This is a genomic window from Shinella sp. 1A1, assembly GCF_055379515.1.
This window is the reverse complement of sequence record NZ_AP039671.1, coordinates 2,522,207-2,535,940: the sequence shown is the minus strand read 5'-3', so window position 1 is coordinate 2,535,940 and position 13,734 is coordinate 2,522,207. Positions and strand designations below refer to the sequence as shown.

The window sequence follows — 13,734 nt, the reverse complement described above, 5'->3', positions numbered from 1 at the left end:
CAAAGTCGGCTTCATCGCGCCTCATGCGCGAAGAATACGCTACGGCCTGAAACGCAATTCCGGCAAGTGTGCGCAGCGGGTATGCCGGGAATTGCACGGGAAGGGTTTCACAATGGTGAATATCTTCCGCTCACGTCAAAAAAGGCGGCGGCGAAACCCTTCGCCCCCGCCCGGTCTTGCATCCGAAAACGTCGAAAAGACGACCGATCAGCGGGCGCCAGGACGACCGCCGATGAGGCCTTCGCGCTGGGCGCGCTTGCGAGCCAGCTTGCGAACGCGACGAACAGCTTCAGCCTTTTCACGCGCACGCTTCTGCGACGGCTTTTCGTAATAGTCGCGCATCTTCATTTCACGGAAAATGCCTTCGCGCTGCATCTTCTTCTTGAGAGCGCGGAGAGCCTGATCGACGTTGTTGTCGCGGACAAGTACCTGCACGAGAATCCCGTTCCTTTGGTTCGTTGTTAACCCGGCGATTCCCTGTTCAGGGAGGGGTCGTCAGGCAAATGAGTGACGTTCGCGCAGCCCAGAAGGCTGACGATTGGGGCGTCGGATACCAGAACGCTCGGCAGAAGTCCAGTCTCCCGCATCGCGTTGTTAGGGATTTTGCGCGAAAGGCCGGGAAAAACCTCTCATGGCCGCCGCCGCGGTCATGTCGCATGTGGTACAAGCTACGCCCGAATGCGTCGCAAAGGATACGGCGTCCGCCGTCAGGATTTGCTTTCTATCGGGACAGGAAACAGCCGGCGCCCGCCGGCGAGATATCGAGGACACGGGATGCGCAAATATTCGGTTTTCGCCGTCGCCCGCGAGGCGATGCGCGGCCATAAGGGATGGGAGGCACAGTGGACCTCGCCCGAGCCGCGCAAGGAATACGACGTGATCATCGTCGGCGGCGGCGGCCATGGCCTCGGCGCTGCCTACTATCTCGCCAAGGAGCACGGCATCACCAATGTCGCCGTGATCGAGAAGGGCTGGCTCGGCGGCGGCAATACCGGCCGCAACACGACCATCATCCGCTCGAACTATCTCTATGACGAGAGCATGGACATCTACGAGCACTCGCTGAAGCTCTGGGAAGGGCTCAGCCAGGATCTCAACTACAATGTCATGTACTCGCCGCGCGGCGTCATGATGCTGTCGCACAATGTCCACGACAAGCAGTCCTTCCAGCGGCACGTCCACGCCAACCGTCTCTACGGCATCGACAACGAATGGCTGACGCCGCAGCAGGCGAAGGACTTCGTACCGGTTCTCGACATCTCCGCCACGGCCCGCTACCCGATCAACGGCGCGGCCCTCCAGCGCCGCGGCGGCACCGCCCGCCACGACGCCGTCGCCTGGGGCTATGCCCGCGCCGCTTCCGACCGCGGCGTGCACGTCATCCAGAACTGCGAGGTCAAGGGCATCCGCCGCGGGCCCGACGGCGCGGTGACGGGCGTGGAGACCTCCAAGGGCTTCATCGGCGCGAAGAAGATCGCGGTCTCGGCCTCCGGCCACAACTCGGTCATCCTGTCGATGGCCGACGTGAAGCTGCCGCTGCATTCCGTGCCGCTGCAGGCGCTGGTTTCCGAGCCGATGAAGCCGATCTTCCCCTGCGTGGTCATGTCCAACTCGGTGCATGCCTATATCTCGCAGTCGGACAAGGGCGAGCTCGTCATCGGCGCGGGCACGGACCAGTACAATTCCTACTCCCAGACCGGCGGCCTCCAGATCATCACGCATACGCTGGATGCCATCTGCGAGCTCTTCCCGATGTTCCGCCGCGTCAAGATGATGCGCCAGTGGGGCGGCATCACCGACAACACGCCGGACCGCTCGGCGATCCAGGGCGTGACGCCGGTTCCGAACCTCTTCGTCAATTGCGGCTGGGGCACCGGCGGCTTCAAGGCGACGCCGGGTTCGGCCCATCTCTTCGCCCATCTCATCGCCAAGGGCGAGCCGCACAAGCTGGCGGCCGGCCTGACGCTCGACCGCTTCCGCACCGGCCGCCTCATCGACGAGGCAGCGGCCGCGGCCGTGGCGCACTGAGCGGAATCCAATGACCAGAAAGGCCAACAAGCTTTTTTTTCTCGGAGGCGCTGGTGCGGTCCTTCTCGCCCTGGCTGCTGGGCAACTGCACCGGCACACCGGCTCTGAGATAGCGGAGGTTTTGGTTGGAGTTTTCCCGTTTGTGGCATTCTTCTCGCTTGTTTTCGGAGGAGTCATGCCTTGGGTTGGAACGCTCGTCCTGAAACATCCGATGCACGACACGGCCGGATATCGAGACGATTATGCCGCTGAGCCGGAGAAGGAAGCTGGTGGTTACTTGTCACAAGGCTGGCGCCGAAAGCGCGAGCGCGTGATGCACCGAAATATAAAAGCCTTTGGCCTCTACATCGAGCCTGACGAGAAGAGTTGAACCATGTTGCTGATCTACTGCCCCTATTGCGAGGAAGAGCGCTCCGAGCTCGAATTCCGCCACGGCGGCGATGCGCATATCGCCCGGCCGACCGATATCGCCGACATCTCCGACGAGGCGTTCGAGGATTATTTCTTCCTGCGCGACAACCCGAAGGGCCTGATCTTCGAGCGCTGGCGCCATATCCATGGCTGCGGCCGCTTCTTCAATGCGGCGCGCGATACCGTCAGCGACAAGTTCTACATGAGCTACAAGGCCGGCGAGCCGAAGCCCGTCATTCCGGGCGTTTCGCCCGCCACCGAAAAAACCGTCGAAACCTATGAAGCCACGGAAGGAACCGCGAAATGAGCGGTGCTAATCGCATTGCCGGTCAGGGCCGCCTGACGCCCGCCAAGACGGCGCGTTTCACCTTCGACGGAAAGACGTTCGACGCGCTCGAGGGCGATACCGTCGCCTCCGCGCTGCTCGCCAACGGCGTTCACCTCGTCGGCCGCTCGTTCAAGTATCACCGCCCGCGCGGCATTCTCTCGGCAGGTCCCGAAGAGCCGAACGCGCTGATCGACGTGTCGCGCGACGCCGCCCGCCGCCAGCCGAACGTGCGCGCGCCGGTGCAGGAGGTCTTCGACGGCATGAAGGTGTCGTCGCAGAACCGCTGGCCCTCGCTCGCCTTCGATATCGGCGGCGTCAACAACCTGATGTCGCCGTTCTTCGCGGCCGGCTTCTACTACAAGACCTTCATGTGGCCGAAGGCGGCCTGGGAAAAGCTCTACGAGCCCTTCATCCGCAAGGCCGCCGGCCTCGGCGTCGCGCCGACGGAAGAAGACCCGGATCACTACTCCAACCGCTATGCCTATTGCGACGTGCTGGTCGCAGGCGCAGGCGTTGCCGGCCTTTCCGCAGCGCTTGCCGCCGCTGAAGCCGGCGCGCGGGTCATCATCGTCGACGAGCAGCCGGAGGTCGGCGGTGCGCTGCACTACGACCTGTCGGTGAAGATCGACGGCCAGAACGGCTATGAGTGGGCGCAGGCGGCGGCTACGAAACTCAAGGCCATGGAGAACGTCACCGTTCTTACCCGCACGACGGCCTTCGGCTACTACAACCACAATTTCGTCGGCCTCGTGGAGCGCGTGACGGACCATCTCGCCCGCCCCGACAGGAAGCTGCCGCGCGAGCGGCTGTGGCAGGTGCGCGCCAAGCGCGTCATCATCGCCACCGGCTCCATCGAGCGGCATATGGTGTTCGCCAACAACGACCGGCCGGGCATCATGCTCGCCTCGGCGGCGCGCACCTATCTCAATCATTTCGGCGTTGCCGTCGGTCGCAAGGTCGGCGTCTACACGGCGAACGATTCGGCCTATGAGGCCGCCTTCGACCTGAAGCGCGCCGGCGTCACCGTGGCCGCCATCGTGGACAACCGCGAGAAGCCCGGCGAAGCGGTTCTGGCTGAAGCCCGCAAGCTCGGCATCGAGGTGCTGGCCGGCCATTCGGTGGTCGACACCAAGGGCAAGCTGCGCGTCTCCTCCATGTCGGTCGCCCGCAACGGCGGCGGTTCGGCGCGGTCGATCCCGGTCGATGCGCTGCTGATGTCGGCCGGCTGGACGCCTTCCGTCCACCTCTTCTCGCAGTCGCGCGGCAAGGTCGCCTATGACGCGGCCACCAGCCGCTTCCTGCCGGGCACCTATGCGCAGGATTGCCTCTCGGTCGGCTCGTGCAACGGCACGGACGGCCTGCAGGCGACGATCGAAGAATCGCTGGCGGCCGGCGAGCTGATGGCCCGCGCCACCGGTAACGAGGGCGGCGGCAAGGTCGAGCTTTCCGGCGAGAACGCCTTCGAATGGACCGGCGGCATGGCCGGTGCCGGCGAAGGCGCCGGCGTCGACACGACGGTCAAGGCCTTCGTCGACTTCCAGAACGACGTCTGCGCCAAGGATATCCGCCTTGCCGTGCGCGAGGGCATGCACTCCATCGAGCATATCAAGCGCTTCACCACCAACGGCATGGCGACGGACCAGGGCAAGCTGTCCAACATCCACGGTCTTGCCATCGCTTCGGAAGTGCTGAACCGCGAGATCCCGAAGATCGGTCTCACGACCTTCCGCGCGCCCTATACGCCCGTCACCTTCGGCGCGCTGATCAGCCATTCGCGCGGTGACCTGTTCGACCCGGCGCGCAAGACGCCGATGCATGCCTGGGAGGAAGCGCATGGCGCCGTCTTCGAGGATGTCGGCAACTGGAAGCGCGCCTGGTACTATCCGCGCTCGGGCGAAACCATGCACGACGCGGTCAACCGCGAGTGCCGCACGGTGCGTAACGCCGCCGGCCTGTTCGATGCCTCGACGCTCGGCAAGATCGAGGTCGTCGGCCCCGATGCGGGCGAGTTCATGAACCTCATGTACACCAACGCCTGGGATACGCTGAAGCCCGGCCGTTGCCGCTACGGCATCATGCTGCGCGAAGACGGCTTCGTCTACGACGACGGCGTCGTCGGGCGTCTGGCGGAGGATCGTTTCCATGTCACGACCACGACGGGCGGCGCGCCGCGCGTCATGCATCACATGGAAGATTACCTCCAGACGGAATTCCCGCATCTGAAGGTCTGGCTGACCTCGACCACCGAGCAGTGGGCGGTCATTGCCGTGCAGGGTCCGAAGGCGCGGGAAATCCTCGAGCCGCTGGTCGAGGGCATCGACATCTCGAACGAGGCCTTCCCGCATATGAGCGTGCGCGAAGGCAAGATCTGCGGCGTGCCGACCCGGCTGTTCCGCATGTCCTTCACCGGTGAAGCGGGCTACGAAGTCAACGTTCCCGCCGATTACGGCCAGGCCGTCTGGGAAGCCATCTGGGCACGGGCCGAACCGTTGGGCGCCTGCGCCTACGGCACGGAGACGATGCACGTGCTGCGCGCCGAGAAGGGCTATATCATCGTCGGCCAGGATACGGACGGCACGGTCACGCCGCACGATGCGAGCCTCAGCTGGGCCGTTTCCAAGAAGAAGGCGGACTTCGTGGGCATTCGCGGCCTCAAGCGGCCGGATCTCGTCAAGGAGGGCCGCAAGCAGCTCGTCGGCCTCCTGACGAAGGATCCCGGCGTGGTGCTGGAGGAGGGCGCGCAGATCGTCGCCGATCCGAACCAGCCGAAGCCGATGACCATGCTCGGCCATGTCACGTCGTCCTACTGGTCGGAGAATTGCGGCCGGTCGATCGCCATGGCGCTCGTCGCCGGCGGTCAGGCCCGCATGGGCCAGACGCTCTACGTGCCGATGCCCGACCGCACCATCGCGGTCGAGGTCAGCGACATGGTGTTTATCGACAAGGAAGGAGGACGCCTCAATGGCTGATCAAGCTCTTCGCAAGGCGCCGCTTGCCGGCCGCCATGGCGGCTCCGCCGGCGCGCGCGTCACGCCCGCCGCGCCCGCAACCCGCCTGTCGCTGCGTGCCGGCGCCGATGCGCTCGACGCGCTTTCGGCGGCCTTCGGCCTGCAGCTGCCGACGCGTCCGAAGGGCTCGGCCTCGGCGAACGGCCGCCACGCGCTCTGGCTCGGCCCGGACGAATGGCTGCTGATCGACGAGAACGAGGCGGACCTCATGGGCATCGCCTCGGGCGTTTCCGCGCTGCATTCCGCAACGGACGTCTCCCACCGCAATACGGCGATCATCGTCTCCGGCCCGGATGCGGCCGGCGCGGTCGCCAGCGGCTGCCCGCTCGACATCGGCAATGCGGTCTTCCCGGTCGGCGCGGCGGCGCGCACGGTGCTCGGCAAGATCGAGATCGTGCTGTTCCGCTCGGGCGAGGAGGATTATCGCGTCGAGTGCTGGCGCTCGTTCTCGCCCTATGCCTTCGGCCTGCTGGCGGAAGGCGCCGAGGACGCCGGGCTCTGATCCTTCAGAGAAAACGATAGAAGAACAGGGCTGTCTCCCGCGTGCCGGGGGACAGCCCTTCGTACAGGTGCCGGTCATGGCCGCCGAGCACGAAGCCCTGGCGCAGATAGAAGCGGCAGGCCGCGACATTGTTCGTCTGGGTTTCGAGCCGCAGGCCGGGCAGGCCCTTTTCCCGCGTCCACTGGATTGCCTGCTGCATCAGGCGTTGTGCGGCACCCGTGCCGCGCCATTCGGCATCGACGGCGAGATCGTCGATGACGGCGAGATTGTTCCAGCCCGTTGAAAGCGCGATGTAACCGACCGGCGTTTCGTCTCCGATGACGACGAACAGCGCCTTGTCCTCGTCTTCCAGGCAGGAAGCAAGCTCGGCCGCATCAAAGCCGTAGCTCTTGGGGTAGGGCTCGACGGGGCGGGCATGGGCGAGCCACTCGTCCTCGAAGGGCGGCATGGCTTCCCGCGTGACGAGAAAGGAGAAGTCACAGGTGGCCAGCGCCGCCGTGTCTTCCTGTCTGGCGGGGCGGACCTTCACACATCCTCCGGCCGGTCCTTCGGATCGAACTGGATGATGGTGATCCAATCGGCCGTCAGCGCCGGCTTGCGCTCGTCCTCGATCTCGACCGAGACATTGTAGCGGATCGTCACCATGCCCGCGCCGCGGAAGCGGGCCTCGTCGAGCACGAAGCGGCCGCGCACGCGCGCCCCGCTCTTCACCGGCGTCATGAAGCGGACCTTCTCGAAGCCGTAGTTGATGCCCATCGTCTGCTCGATGATGCGCGGCACGCAGTCGAAATTCATCGCCGAAAGCAGCGACAGGGTGAGGAAGCCATGGGCGATGGTGCCGCCGAAGGGCGTTTCGGCCGCCGCGCGCACCGGGTCGGTGTGGATGAACTGGTGGTCTTCCGTCGCATCGGCGAAGCGGTCGATCATCGTCTGGTCGACGGTGAACCAGCGGGATACGCCCAGCTCCGTTCCGACGAGGGCGGCGACATCTTTCAAATGAATATTGGCAGGCATCCGGTCTTCCATCGATCGATAGGGTCTTTTCCAGAGCATGTCCGAACGCAAAGCCGCTTCGCACTTTTGCTGGGAATGCTCTTAGAGACGCGGTTTGTCAGGGCAATGAATTTCAATAGTTTTCGACAAAAATCTCCACCATGCGCGCAGGGAGCGCGCCGGTCGGCGGCTGGTTGGCGGCAAGCAGGCTCACCCAGTCCCGCCCTTCCGGCGGCGGCAGGGCGAGCGCCTGTTCGCCATGCGTGCGGTTGATGGCGATCGCGAGGCGGACGGTGCGCTTCTGCTGGCGGTCGGGCGTTTTGAGGAGAACGAGGAGCGTACCGGCGAAGGGAGCTTCCCAGTCCGCCACGGTCATCGGCGCGCCGGCCAGCGTCAGCCATTCGACGTCGCCCTCGCCGGTGAGGAAGGCCGTGTCGCCGAGTGCGGGGAAGCGCTTGCGGATCGCCGAGAGCATGGCGGCATGCTCGATCAGGCCGTCGTCCAGCCGGTCCCAGTGCATCCAGGTGATGGCGTTGTCCTGGCAATAGGCGTTGTTGTTGCCGTCCTGGCTGCGCCCACCCTCGTCGCCCGCCGTCAGCATGATCGTGCCACGGGAAAGGAAGAGGCTGGAGAGCAGGGCCTTCACGTCCGCCCGCCTTGCGGAGAGCACCATGCCGTCGGTCGTCGCGCCTTCCTCACCGTTGTTCCAGGAATGGTTCTCGTTGTGGCCGTCGCGGTTGTCCTCGCCGTTCGCCTCGTTGTGTTTCACCGCATGGGAGACGAGGTCGGCCAGCGTGAAGCCGTCATGGGCGGCGAGGAAGTTGACGCTGCGGGTTTCGGTGCCGCCGTGGCGGGAGAAGATGTCGGCCGAGCCGGCAAAGGCGGTGACGAAAGGGCCGAGCCTGTGGCTGTCGCCGCGCCAGAACAGGCGGGCGTCGTCCCGGAAGCGGTCGTTCCATTCGAGGAAGGGTTTCGGGAAATTGCCGAGCTGGTAGCCGCCGGGGCCGATGTCCCAGGGCTCGGCGATCAGCACGCGGTCCTTCAGCAGCGGATCGGCGCAGATTTCGGAGAGCAGCGCCGCGCGGGCGGAAAAGCCGTCCGCCTCGCGGCCGAGGATGGTGGCGAGGTCGAAGCGGAAGCCGTCGACGCCGGCATGGCGCACGAAATGGCGCAGGCTGTCGAGCACGAGCTGGCGCACGACGGGGTGCTCGCCGGCGATGGTGTTGCCGCAGCCGGTGTCGTTGATCAGCTCGCCCGGCCGGTCCGGCACATGGCGGTAATAGGTGCGGTTGTCGAGGCCGCGCATGGAGAGCGTCGCGCCGTGGCGGTCGCTCTCGCCGGAATGGTTGAAGACAAGGTCGAGGATGGTGCCGATGCCCTCGGCGCGCAGCGCCGCGACGGTGTCGGCCAGCTCCGTCATGCCGCCGGGCACGAGGCGCGGGTCGAGCGCCATCAGGGCGATGGGATTGTAGCCCCAGCTGTTGGACAGGCCGAGCGGCGGCAGGTGGCGCTCGTCGATCCAGGCGGTGATCGGCATCAGCTCCACGGCATCGACGCCGAGGCGCTTCAAATGGGCGAGCACGGCGGGATGGGCGAGCGCGCCGACGGTGCCGCGCAGCTTCTCCGGCACGTCCGGGTGCAGCATGGTGAAGGCGCGCACGGCGACTTCGTAGACGAAGCCGCCGGGGCGGAAGAGCGGGGGCTTCACCGCGACGGGGCGGTCGCGGGTGACGATGGCCTTCGGCACGATGTCCGCCGTCTCCGCGCCGAAGACGGCAAGACGCCCGTCATGCACGAAGCGGCGGTCGAGTTCCCTGGCGTAGGGATCGACCAGCAGCTTCGCCGGATCGAACCAGAGGCCGTGATCCGGCGAGTAGACGCCGTCGGCGCGAAAGCCGTAGCGGGTGCCGGCCGTCGCGCCCTCGACGAAGACGCGGTGGAAGCCGTTCTCGCCCCGCCCCATGGTGAGGCGGGCGAGTTCCTTCTCGCCCTCGTTGTCGAACAGGCAGAGATTGACGCGGGCGGCGTCGCGCGAATAGACCGCGAATTCCACCCCGTCCCCGGAGAGCGTGGCGCCCGGTGCGAAGGAGGGGGCGGTGAAGGCCATCTTACGTTATCACGCTCGGTTCGGTGCGGCCGGTGCGGCTCTTGATGCCGGCGATCTCGTCGGCGACGGCGATGAGGTCGGCAAGGGCCTCCTGCGTGTCGATGTCGTGGCGGGCGGCGTCGGGCTCGAAGCGCTCGATATAGACGCGCAGCGTCGCGCCCGACGTGCCGGTGCCGGAAAGGCGGAAGACGACGCGCGAGCCGCCCTCGAAGAGGATGCGGATGCCCTGGTTCTTGCTGACGGACTGGTCGACCGGGTCGTGATAGGCGAAATCGTCCGCCGTCTCGACCCTGAGCGCGCCGAAGCTCCTGCCGGGAAGCGTGGCGAGCTGGTCGCGCAGGTTCGCCACCAGGCCATTCGCGGCATCGCTGTCGACCTCCTCGTAGTCGTGGCGGGAATAGTAGTTGCGGCCGTAGGTCGCCCAGTGCTGGCGCACAATGTCGATGACGCTTTCCTTGCGCACGGCGAGGATATTGAGCCAGAGCAGCACCGCCCAGAGGCCGTCCTTCTCGCGCACATGGTTGGAGCCGGTGCCGGCGCTCTCCTCGCCGCAGATCGTGGCAAGGCCGGCGTCGAGCAGGTTGCCGAAGAACTTCCAGCCGGTCGGCGTCTCGTAGATGCCGATGCCGAGCTTTTCCGCGACACGGTCGGCCGCGCCGGAGGTCGGCATGGAGCGGGCGATGCCGGCGAGGCCCTTGGCATAGCCGGGGGCGAGATGGGCATTGGCGGCGAGCATGGCGAGGCTGTCGGAGGGCGTGACGAAGATGCCCTTGCCGATGATGAGGTTGCGGTCGCCGTCACCGTCCGAGGCCGCGCCGAAGTCCGGCGCGTCGTCGGCCATCATGGTCTCGTAGAGCGCGCGGGCATGGACGAGGTTCGGGTCCGGGTGGTGGCCGCCGAAGTCCGGCAGCGGCATGAAGTTGAGGACCGAGCCCTTGGTGGCGCCGAGGCGATTTTCGAGGATTTCCTTGGCATAGGGGCCGGTGACGGCGCTCATGGCGTCGAAGACGATGCGGAAGCCGCCGGCAAGCAGGCTACGGATCGCGTCGAAATCGAAGAGCTGCTCCATCAGCTCGGCATAATCGGTGACGGGGTCGATGACCGTGACCGTCATGCCCTCGATCTCGTGGGTGCCTTCGAGGTCGAGATTGACGTCGGGGACGTCGGCGATCCTGTAGCTGTCGATGGATTTGGTGCGGGCGAAGATGGCGTCGGTGATCTTCTCCGGCGCCGGGCCGCCATTGCCGATATTGTACTTGATGCCGAAGTCCTCGGTCGGGCCGCCCGGATTGTGGCTGGCCGACAGAACGATGCCGCCGAACGCCTTGTTCTTGCGGATGACGTTGGAGGCGGCGGGTGTAGAGAGGATGCCACCGCGGCCGACCAGCACGCGGCCGAAGCCGTTGGCCGCGGCCATCTTGATGGCGAGCTGGATGACCTCGCGGTTATAGAAGCGGCCGTCGCCGCCGATCACCAGCGTTTCGCCGGCAAAGCCTTCCAGGCTGTCGAAGATCGACTGGATGAAGTTCTCCGCATAGTTCTTCTGCTGGAAGACGGGGACCTTCTTGCGCAGGCCCGAGGTGCCGGGCTTCTGGTCGCTGTAGGGCGTGGTCGGGACGGTCTTGATGGTCATGTTCTATACTCGCGAAAGGAGGCTGGAATAGAGGTCGGCGTAGCGCGCGGCGCTGTTCTCCCACGAAACGTCCGACTTCATGCCCTGGTTCTGTATGCGCGCCCAGACTTTCGGTTCGTGCCATGCCTTGAAGACCCGGCGCAATGCCTGGCGCAGGCCCTCGGCATTGATCGGCGTGAACTGGAAGCCCGTGGCGACGCGGGCGGAAAGGGCGGCCTCGTTGGCGTCGATCACCGTATCGGCAAGGCCGCCGGTGCGCGCGACGATGGGGATGCAGCCGTAGCGCAGGCCATAGAGCTGGGTGAGGCCGCAGGGCTCGAAGCGCGACGGGATGAGGATGGCGTCGCTGCCGGCCTGCATGAGATGCGACAGCGGCTCGTTGTAGCCGATGACGATGCCGACATGGCCGCGATGGCGCGAGGCGGCGGCGAGCAGCGCGCCCTCCAGCCCCTGGTCGCCCGAGCCGAGCACGGCGAGCTTGCCGCCCCGTTCGACGATCCAGTCGGCCACCTCGGCGATGATGTCGATGCCCTTCTGCCAGGTGAGGCGGCTGACGACGCAGAAGATCGGCCCGTCGTCCTCTATGAGGTTGAAGCGCTCGACGAGGGCCTTGCGGTTCATCGCGCGCTTCTTCAGCGAGCCGGCGGCGAAGGAGCGGGCGATATGCGGATCGGTTTCGGGGTTCCAGACGGCGGTGTCGATGCCGTTGACGATGCCGACGAGCTCGCCGGCGCGCGCATTGATGAGGCCTTCGAGCCCCATGCCATATTCCGGCGTCATGATCTCGTGCGCATAGGTGGGGCTGACGGTGGTGATCGACCAGGCGGTGCGCAGCCCGCCCTTGAGGAAGCCGACATCGCCGTAATATTCGAGCCCTTCGACCGAGAAGGCTTCCGGCGGCAGGTCGAGACCGGCGAAGATCTCCGGGCCGAACTGGCCCTGGAAGGCGAGGTTGTGCACCGTGACGACGGTGGGGATGTGCTGCAGGCCGGTATAGCGCATGTAGACGGCGGTCATCGCCGCCTGCCAGTCATGAGCATGCACGATATCCGGCTGCCAGCCGGGAATGAGGCCGCGGGCGATCTCGGCGCCGGCAAGCGAAAGGGCGGCGAAGCGCCGCCAGTTGTCGACGAAATCCTTGCCGGTGGCATCCGTATAGGGCCCGCCCTGCCGGTCGAAGAAGCCCGGCGCGTCGAGCACGAGGATGTCGATGCCCTCGTGCGTCGCGGCGAGGATGCGGGCGGGTTCGCCGAGGAGGTCCTCGAAGGTCGCCACCACCTCGGTCTTCGCCAGCCGCTGCATGACCGCGGGATAGCCGGGCATCAGCGTGCGCATGTGCATGCCATGCCCGGCGAGTGCGATCGGCAGCGCGCCGGCGACGTCGGCAAGGCCTCCCGTCTTGATCAGCGGGAATACTTCGGATGCCACCGAAAGGATGTTCATGTCCGGGCTAGAGCTCCAGCTTGTCGATCATCGGTTGGGTGATGAGGCATATGCCGTTCTCCGAGCGGCGGAAGCGCTTGGCATCGAGTTCCGGGTCCTCGCCGACGACGAGGCCTTCGGGGATAACGACCCGGCTGTCGATGACGACGTTCCTCAGCTGCGCGTGCCGGCCGATCATGACGTTCGGCAGGATGATGGCCCCTTCGAGGCGCGAGTAGGAATTGGCGCGCACCCCGGTGAAGAGCAGGCTGCGGTTCAGCGAGGCGCCGGAGATGATGCAGTCGCCCGAAATCAGCGAGGAGGTCGCAGAGCCGCGGCGGTTCTCGTCGTCATGCACGAACTTGGCCGGCGGCTTGATCTCGGCGAAGGTCCAGATCGGCCAGGAACCGTCATAGATGTCGAGCTCGGGGGTGACATCCGTCAGGTCGATATTGGCCTGCCAGTAGGCGTCGATGGTACCGACGTCGCGCCAGTAGGCCTCGCGCTCGAAGTCCGAGCGCACGCAGGAGGCGGTGAAGCGGTGGGCGACGGCTTTGCCGTGCTCGACGATATAGGGGATGATGTCCTTGCCGAAGTCGCGGCTGGAGGTCGGATCGGCGGCGTCGCGGCGCAAGAGGTCCATCAGGAACTTCGTGTGGAAGACGTAGATGCCCATTGAGGCGAGCGCCATGTCCGGATTGCCGGGAATACCCGGCGGATCGGCCGGCTTTTCCACGAAGGCGATGATCTCATCCTTCTCGTCGACATGCATGACGCCGAAGCCGGTCGCTTCCATGCGCGGCACTTCGAGGCAGCCGATGGTGACCTGCGCACCGGAATCCACGTGCTGCTGGAGCATCAGCTCGTAGTCCATCTTGTAGATATGGTCGCCGGCGAGGATGACCATGTATTCGACGCCGTAATCCTCGATGATATCGATGTTCTGGTAGACCGCGTCGGCGGTGCCTTCGTACCACTGGGTCTCGGAGACGCGCTGGGAGGCGGGCAGGATATCGAAGCTCTCGTTTCGCTCGGGACGGAAGAAGTTCCAGCCGCGCTGCATGTGGCGGATCAGCGAATGGGCCTTGTACTGGGTGGCGACGCCGATGCGGCGGATGCCGGAATTCAGCGCATTGGAGAGCGCGAAGTCGATGATGCGCGCCTTGCCGCCGAAATGGACGGCGGGCTTGGCGCGCCGGTCGGTCAGCTCCTTCAGGCGGCTGCCGCGTCCGCCCGCGAGAACATAGGCCATCGCGTCACGGGCGAGGGGTTGATTGCGCTTCTGCTCCATTGTGTCCTCCC

12 protein-coding genes are annotated in these 13,734 nt (G+C 65.7%); 5 read left to right on the top strand and 7 right to left on the bottom strand.

Annotated features, from left to right (window positions below; translation table 11 throughout):
• Positions 1–207: 207 nt before the first annotated feature.
• Positions 208–435 carry a 30S ribosomal protein S21 gene (gene rpsU, locus ACZ48C_RS12465; protein WP_119256642.1) on the bottom strand — a complete coding sequence of 76 codons (228 nt, stop codon included), beginning with the start codon at positions 433–435 and terminating at the stop codon, positions 208–210.
• A gap of 339 nt (positions 436–774) precedes the next feature.
• Here rpsU and ACZ48C_RS12460 point away from each other — a divergent pair, with 339 nt between their 5' ends.
• Genes ACZ48C_RS12460 through ACZ48C_RS12440 form a run of 5 tightly spaced genes read left to right on the top strand, consistent with a single transcriptional unit; the run spans position 775 to position 6,277 of the window.
• A complete protein-coding gene (locus ACZ48C_RS12460) occupies positions 775–2,028 on the top strand; it encodes a sarcosine oxidase subunit beta family protein (protein WP_119256643.1) in 1,254 nt (417 codons plus the stop codon).
• A 10-nt stretch (positions 2,029–2,038) separates the two neighbouring features.
• A complete protein-coding gene (locus ACZ48C_RS12455) occupies positions 2,039–2,398 on the top strand; it encodes a hypothetical protein (protein ID WP_464781279.1) in 360 nt (119 codons plus the stop codon).
• 3 nt (positions 2,399–2,401) lie between these two features.
• Positions 2,402–2,746, top strand: a complete 345-nt coding sequence (locus tag ACZ48C_RS12450; RefSeq protein WP_119256645.1) for a sarcosine oxidase subunit delta — start codon at positions 2,402–2,404, stop codon at positions 2,744–2,746.
• Positions 2,743–5,736 (top strand): sarcosine oxidase subunit alpha, encoded by a 2,994-nt coding sequence (locus ACZ48C_RS12445; RefSeq protein WP_464781278.1) that lies wholly within the window; start codon positions 2,743–2,745, stop codon positions 5,734–5,736. The genes ACZ48C_RS12450 and ACZ48C_RS12445 overlap by 4 nt, the downstream gene beginning before the upstream one ends.
• On the top strand, positions 5,729–6,277 hold the full coding sequence (locus ACZ48C_RS12440; protein ID WP_464781277.1) for a sarcosine oxidase subunit gamma: 549 nt from the start codon (positions 5,729–5,731) through the stop codon (positions 6,275–6,277). The genes ACZ48C_RS12445 and ACZ48C_RS12440 overlap by 8 nt, the downstream gene beginning before the upstream one ends.
• Before the next feature lie 4 nt (positions 6,278–6,281).
• Here the strand turns inward: ACZ48C_RS12440 and ACZ48C_RS12435 are convergent, their stop codons facing one another.
• From ACZ48C_RS12435 to glgC, 6 genes are all read right to left on the bottom strand, one after another.
• Positions 6,282–6,806 carry a GNAT family N-acetyltransferase gene (locus ACZ48C_RS12435; protein WP_464781276.1) on the bottom strand — a complete coding sequence of 175 codons (525 nt, stop codon included), beginning with the start codon at positions 6,804–6,806 and terminating at the stop codon, positions 6,282–6,284.
• Positions 6,803–7,291 carry a MaoC family dehydratase gene (locus ACZ48C_RS12430; RefSeq protein ID WP_464781275.1) on the bottom strand — a complete coding sequence of 163 codons (489 nt, stop codon included), beginning with the start codon at positions 7,289–7,291 and terminating at the stop codon, positions 6,803–6,805. The genes ACZ48C_RS12435 and ACZ48C_RS12430 overlap by 4 nt, the downstream gene beginning before the upstream one ends.
• A 112-nt stretch (positions 7,292–7,403) precedes the next feature.
• Positions 7,404–9,377 (bottom strand): glycogen debranching protein GlgX, encoded by a 1,974-nt coding sequence (glgX, locus tag ACZ48C_RS12425; RefSeq protein WP_464781274.1) that lies wholly within the window; start codon positions 9,375–9,377, stop codon positions 7,404–7,406.
• Between the two features lies 1 nt (position 9,378).
• Complete coding sequence (locus tag ACZ48C_RS12420) at positions 9,379–11,010, bottom strand: alpha-D-glucose phosphate-specific phosphoglucomutase (protein ID WP_464781273.1); 1,632 nt, start codon at positions 11,008–11,010, stop codon at positions 9,379–9,381.
• Positions 11,011–11,013: 3 nt separating this feature from the next.
• Positions 11,014–12,453, bottom strand: coding sequence for a glycogen synthase GlgA (gene glgA / locus ACZ48C_RS12415; protein ID WP_464781272.1), 1,440 nt, complete (start codon positions 12,451–12,453; stop codon positions 11,014–11,016).
• A gap of 7 nt (positions 12,454–12,460) precedes the next feature.
• Entirely contained in the window at positions 12,461–13,723 is a 1,263-nt protein-coding gene (gene glgC / locus ACZ48C_RS12410) for a glucose-1-phosphate adenylyltransferase (RefSeq protein ID WP_119256651.1), read from the bottom strand.
• Positions 13,724–13,734 lie beyond the last annotated feature (11 nt).

What these genes read in the sequence shown, in the direction of transcription:
- ACZ48C_RS12460 (WP_119256643.1), top strand. Translation starts at nt 775, where the DNA reads ATGCGCAAATATTCGGTTTTCGCCGTCGCCCGCGAGGCGATGCGCGGC.
- ACZ48C_RS12455 (WP_464781279.1), top strand. Translation starts at nt 2,039, where the DNA reads ATGACCAGAAAGGCCAACAAGCTTTTTTTTCTCGGAGGCGCTGGTGCG.
- ACZ48C_RS12450 (WP_119256645.1), top strand. Translation starts at nt 2,402, where the DNA reads ATGTTGCTGATCTACTGCCCCTATTGCGAGGAAGAGCGCTCCGAGCTC.
- ACZ48C_RS12445 (WP_464781278.1), top strand. Translation starts at nt 2,743, where the DNA reads ATGAGCGGTGCTAATCGCATTGCCGGTCAGGGCCGCCTGACGCCCGCC.
- ACZ48C_RS12440 (WP_464781277.1), top strand. Translation starts at nt 5,729, where the DNA reads ATGGCTGATCAAGCTCTTCGCAAGGCGCCGCTTGCCGGCCGCCATGGC.
- ACZ48C_RS12430 (WP_464781275.1), bottom strand. Translation starts at nt 7,291, where the DNA reads ATGCCTGCCAATATTCATTTGAAAGATGTCGCCGCCCTCGTCGGAACG.
- glgX (WP_464781274.1), bottom strand. Translation starts at nt 9,377, where the DNA reads ATGGCCTTCACCGCCCCCTCCTTCGCACCGGGCGCCACGCTCTCCGGG.
- ACZ48C_RS12420 (WP_464781273.1), bottom strand. Translation starts at nt 11,010, where the DNA reads ATGACCATCAAGACCGTCCCGACCACGCCCTACAGCGACCAGAAGCCC.
- glgA (WP_464781272.1), bottom strand. Translation starts at nt 12,453, where the DNA reads ATGAACATCCTTTCGGTGGCATCCGAAGTATTCCCGCTGATCAAGACG.
- glgC (WP_119256651.1), bottom strand. Translation starts at nt 13,723, where the DNA reads ATGGAGCAGAAGCGCAATCAACCCCTCGCCCGTGACGCGATGGCCTAT.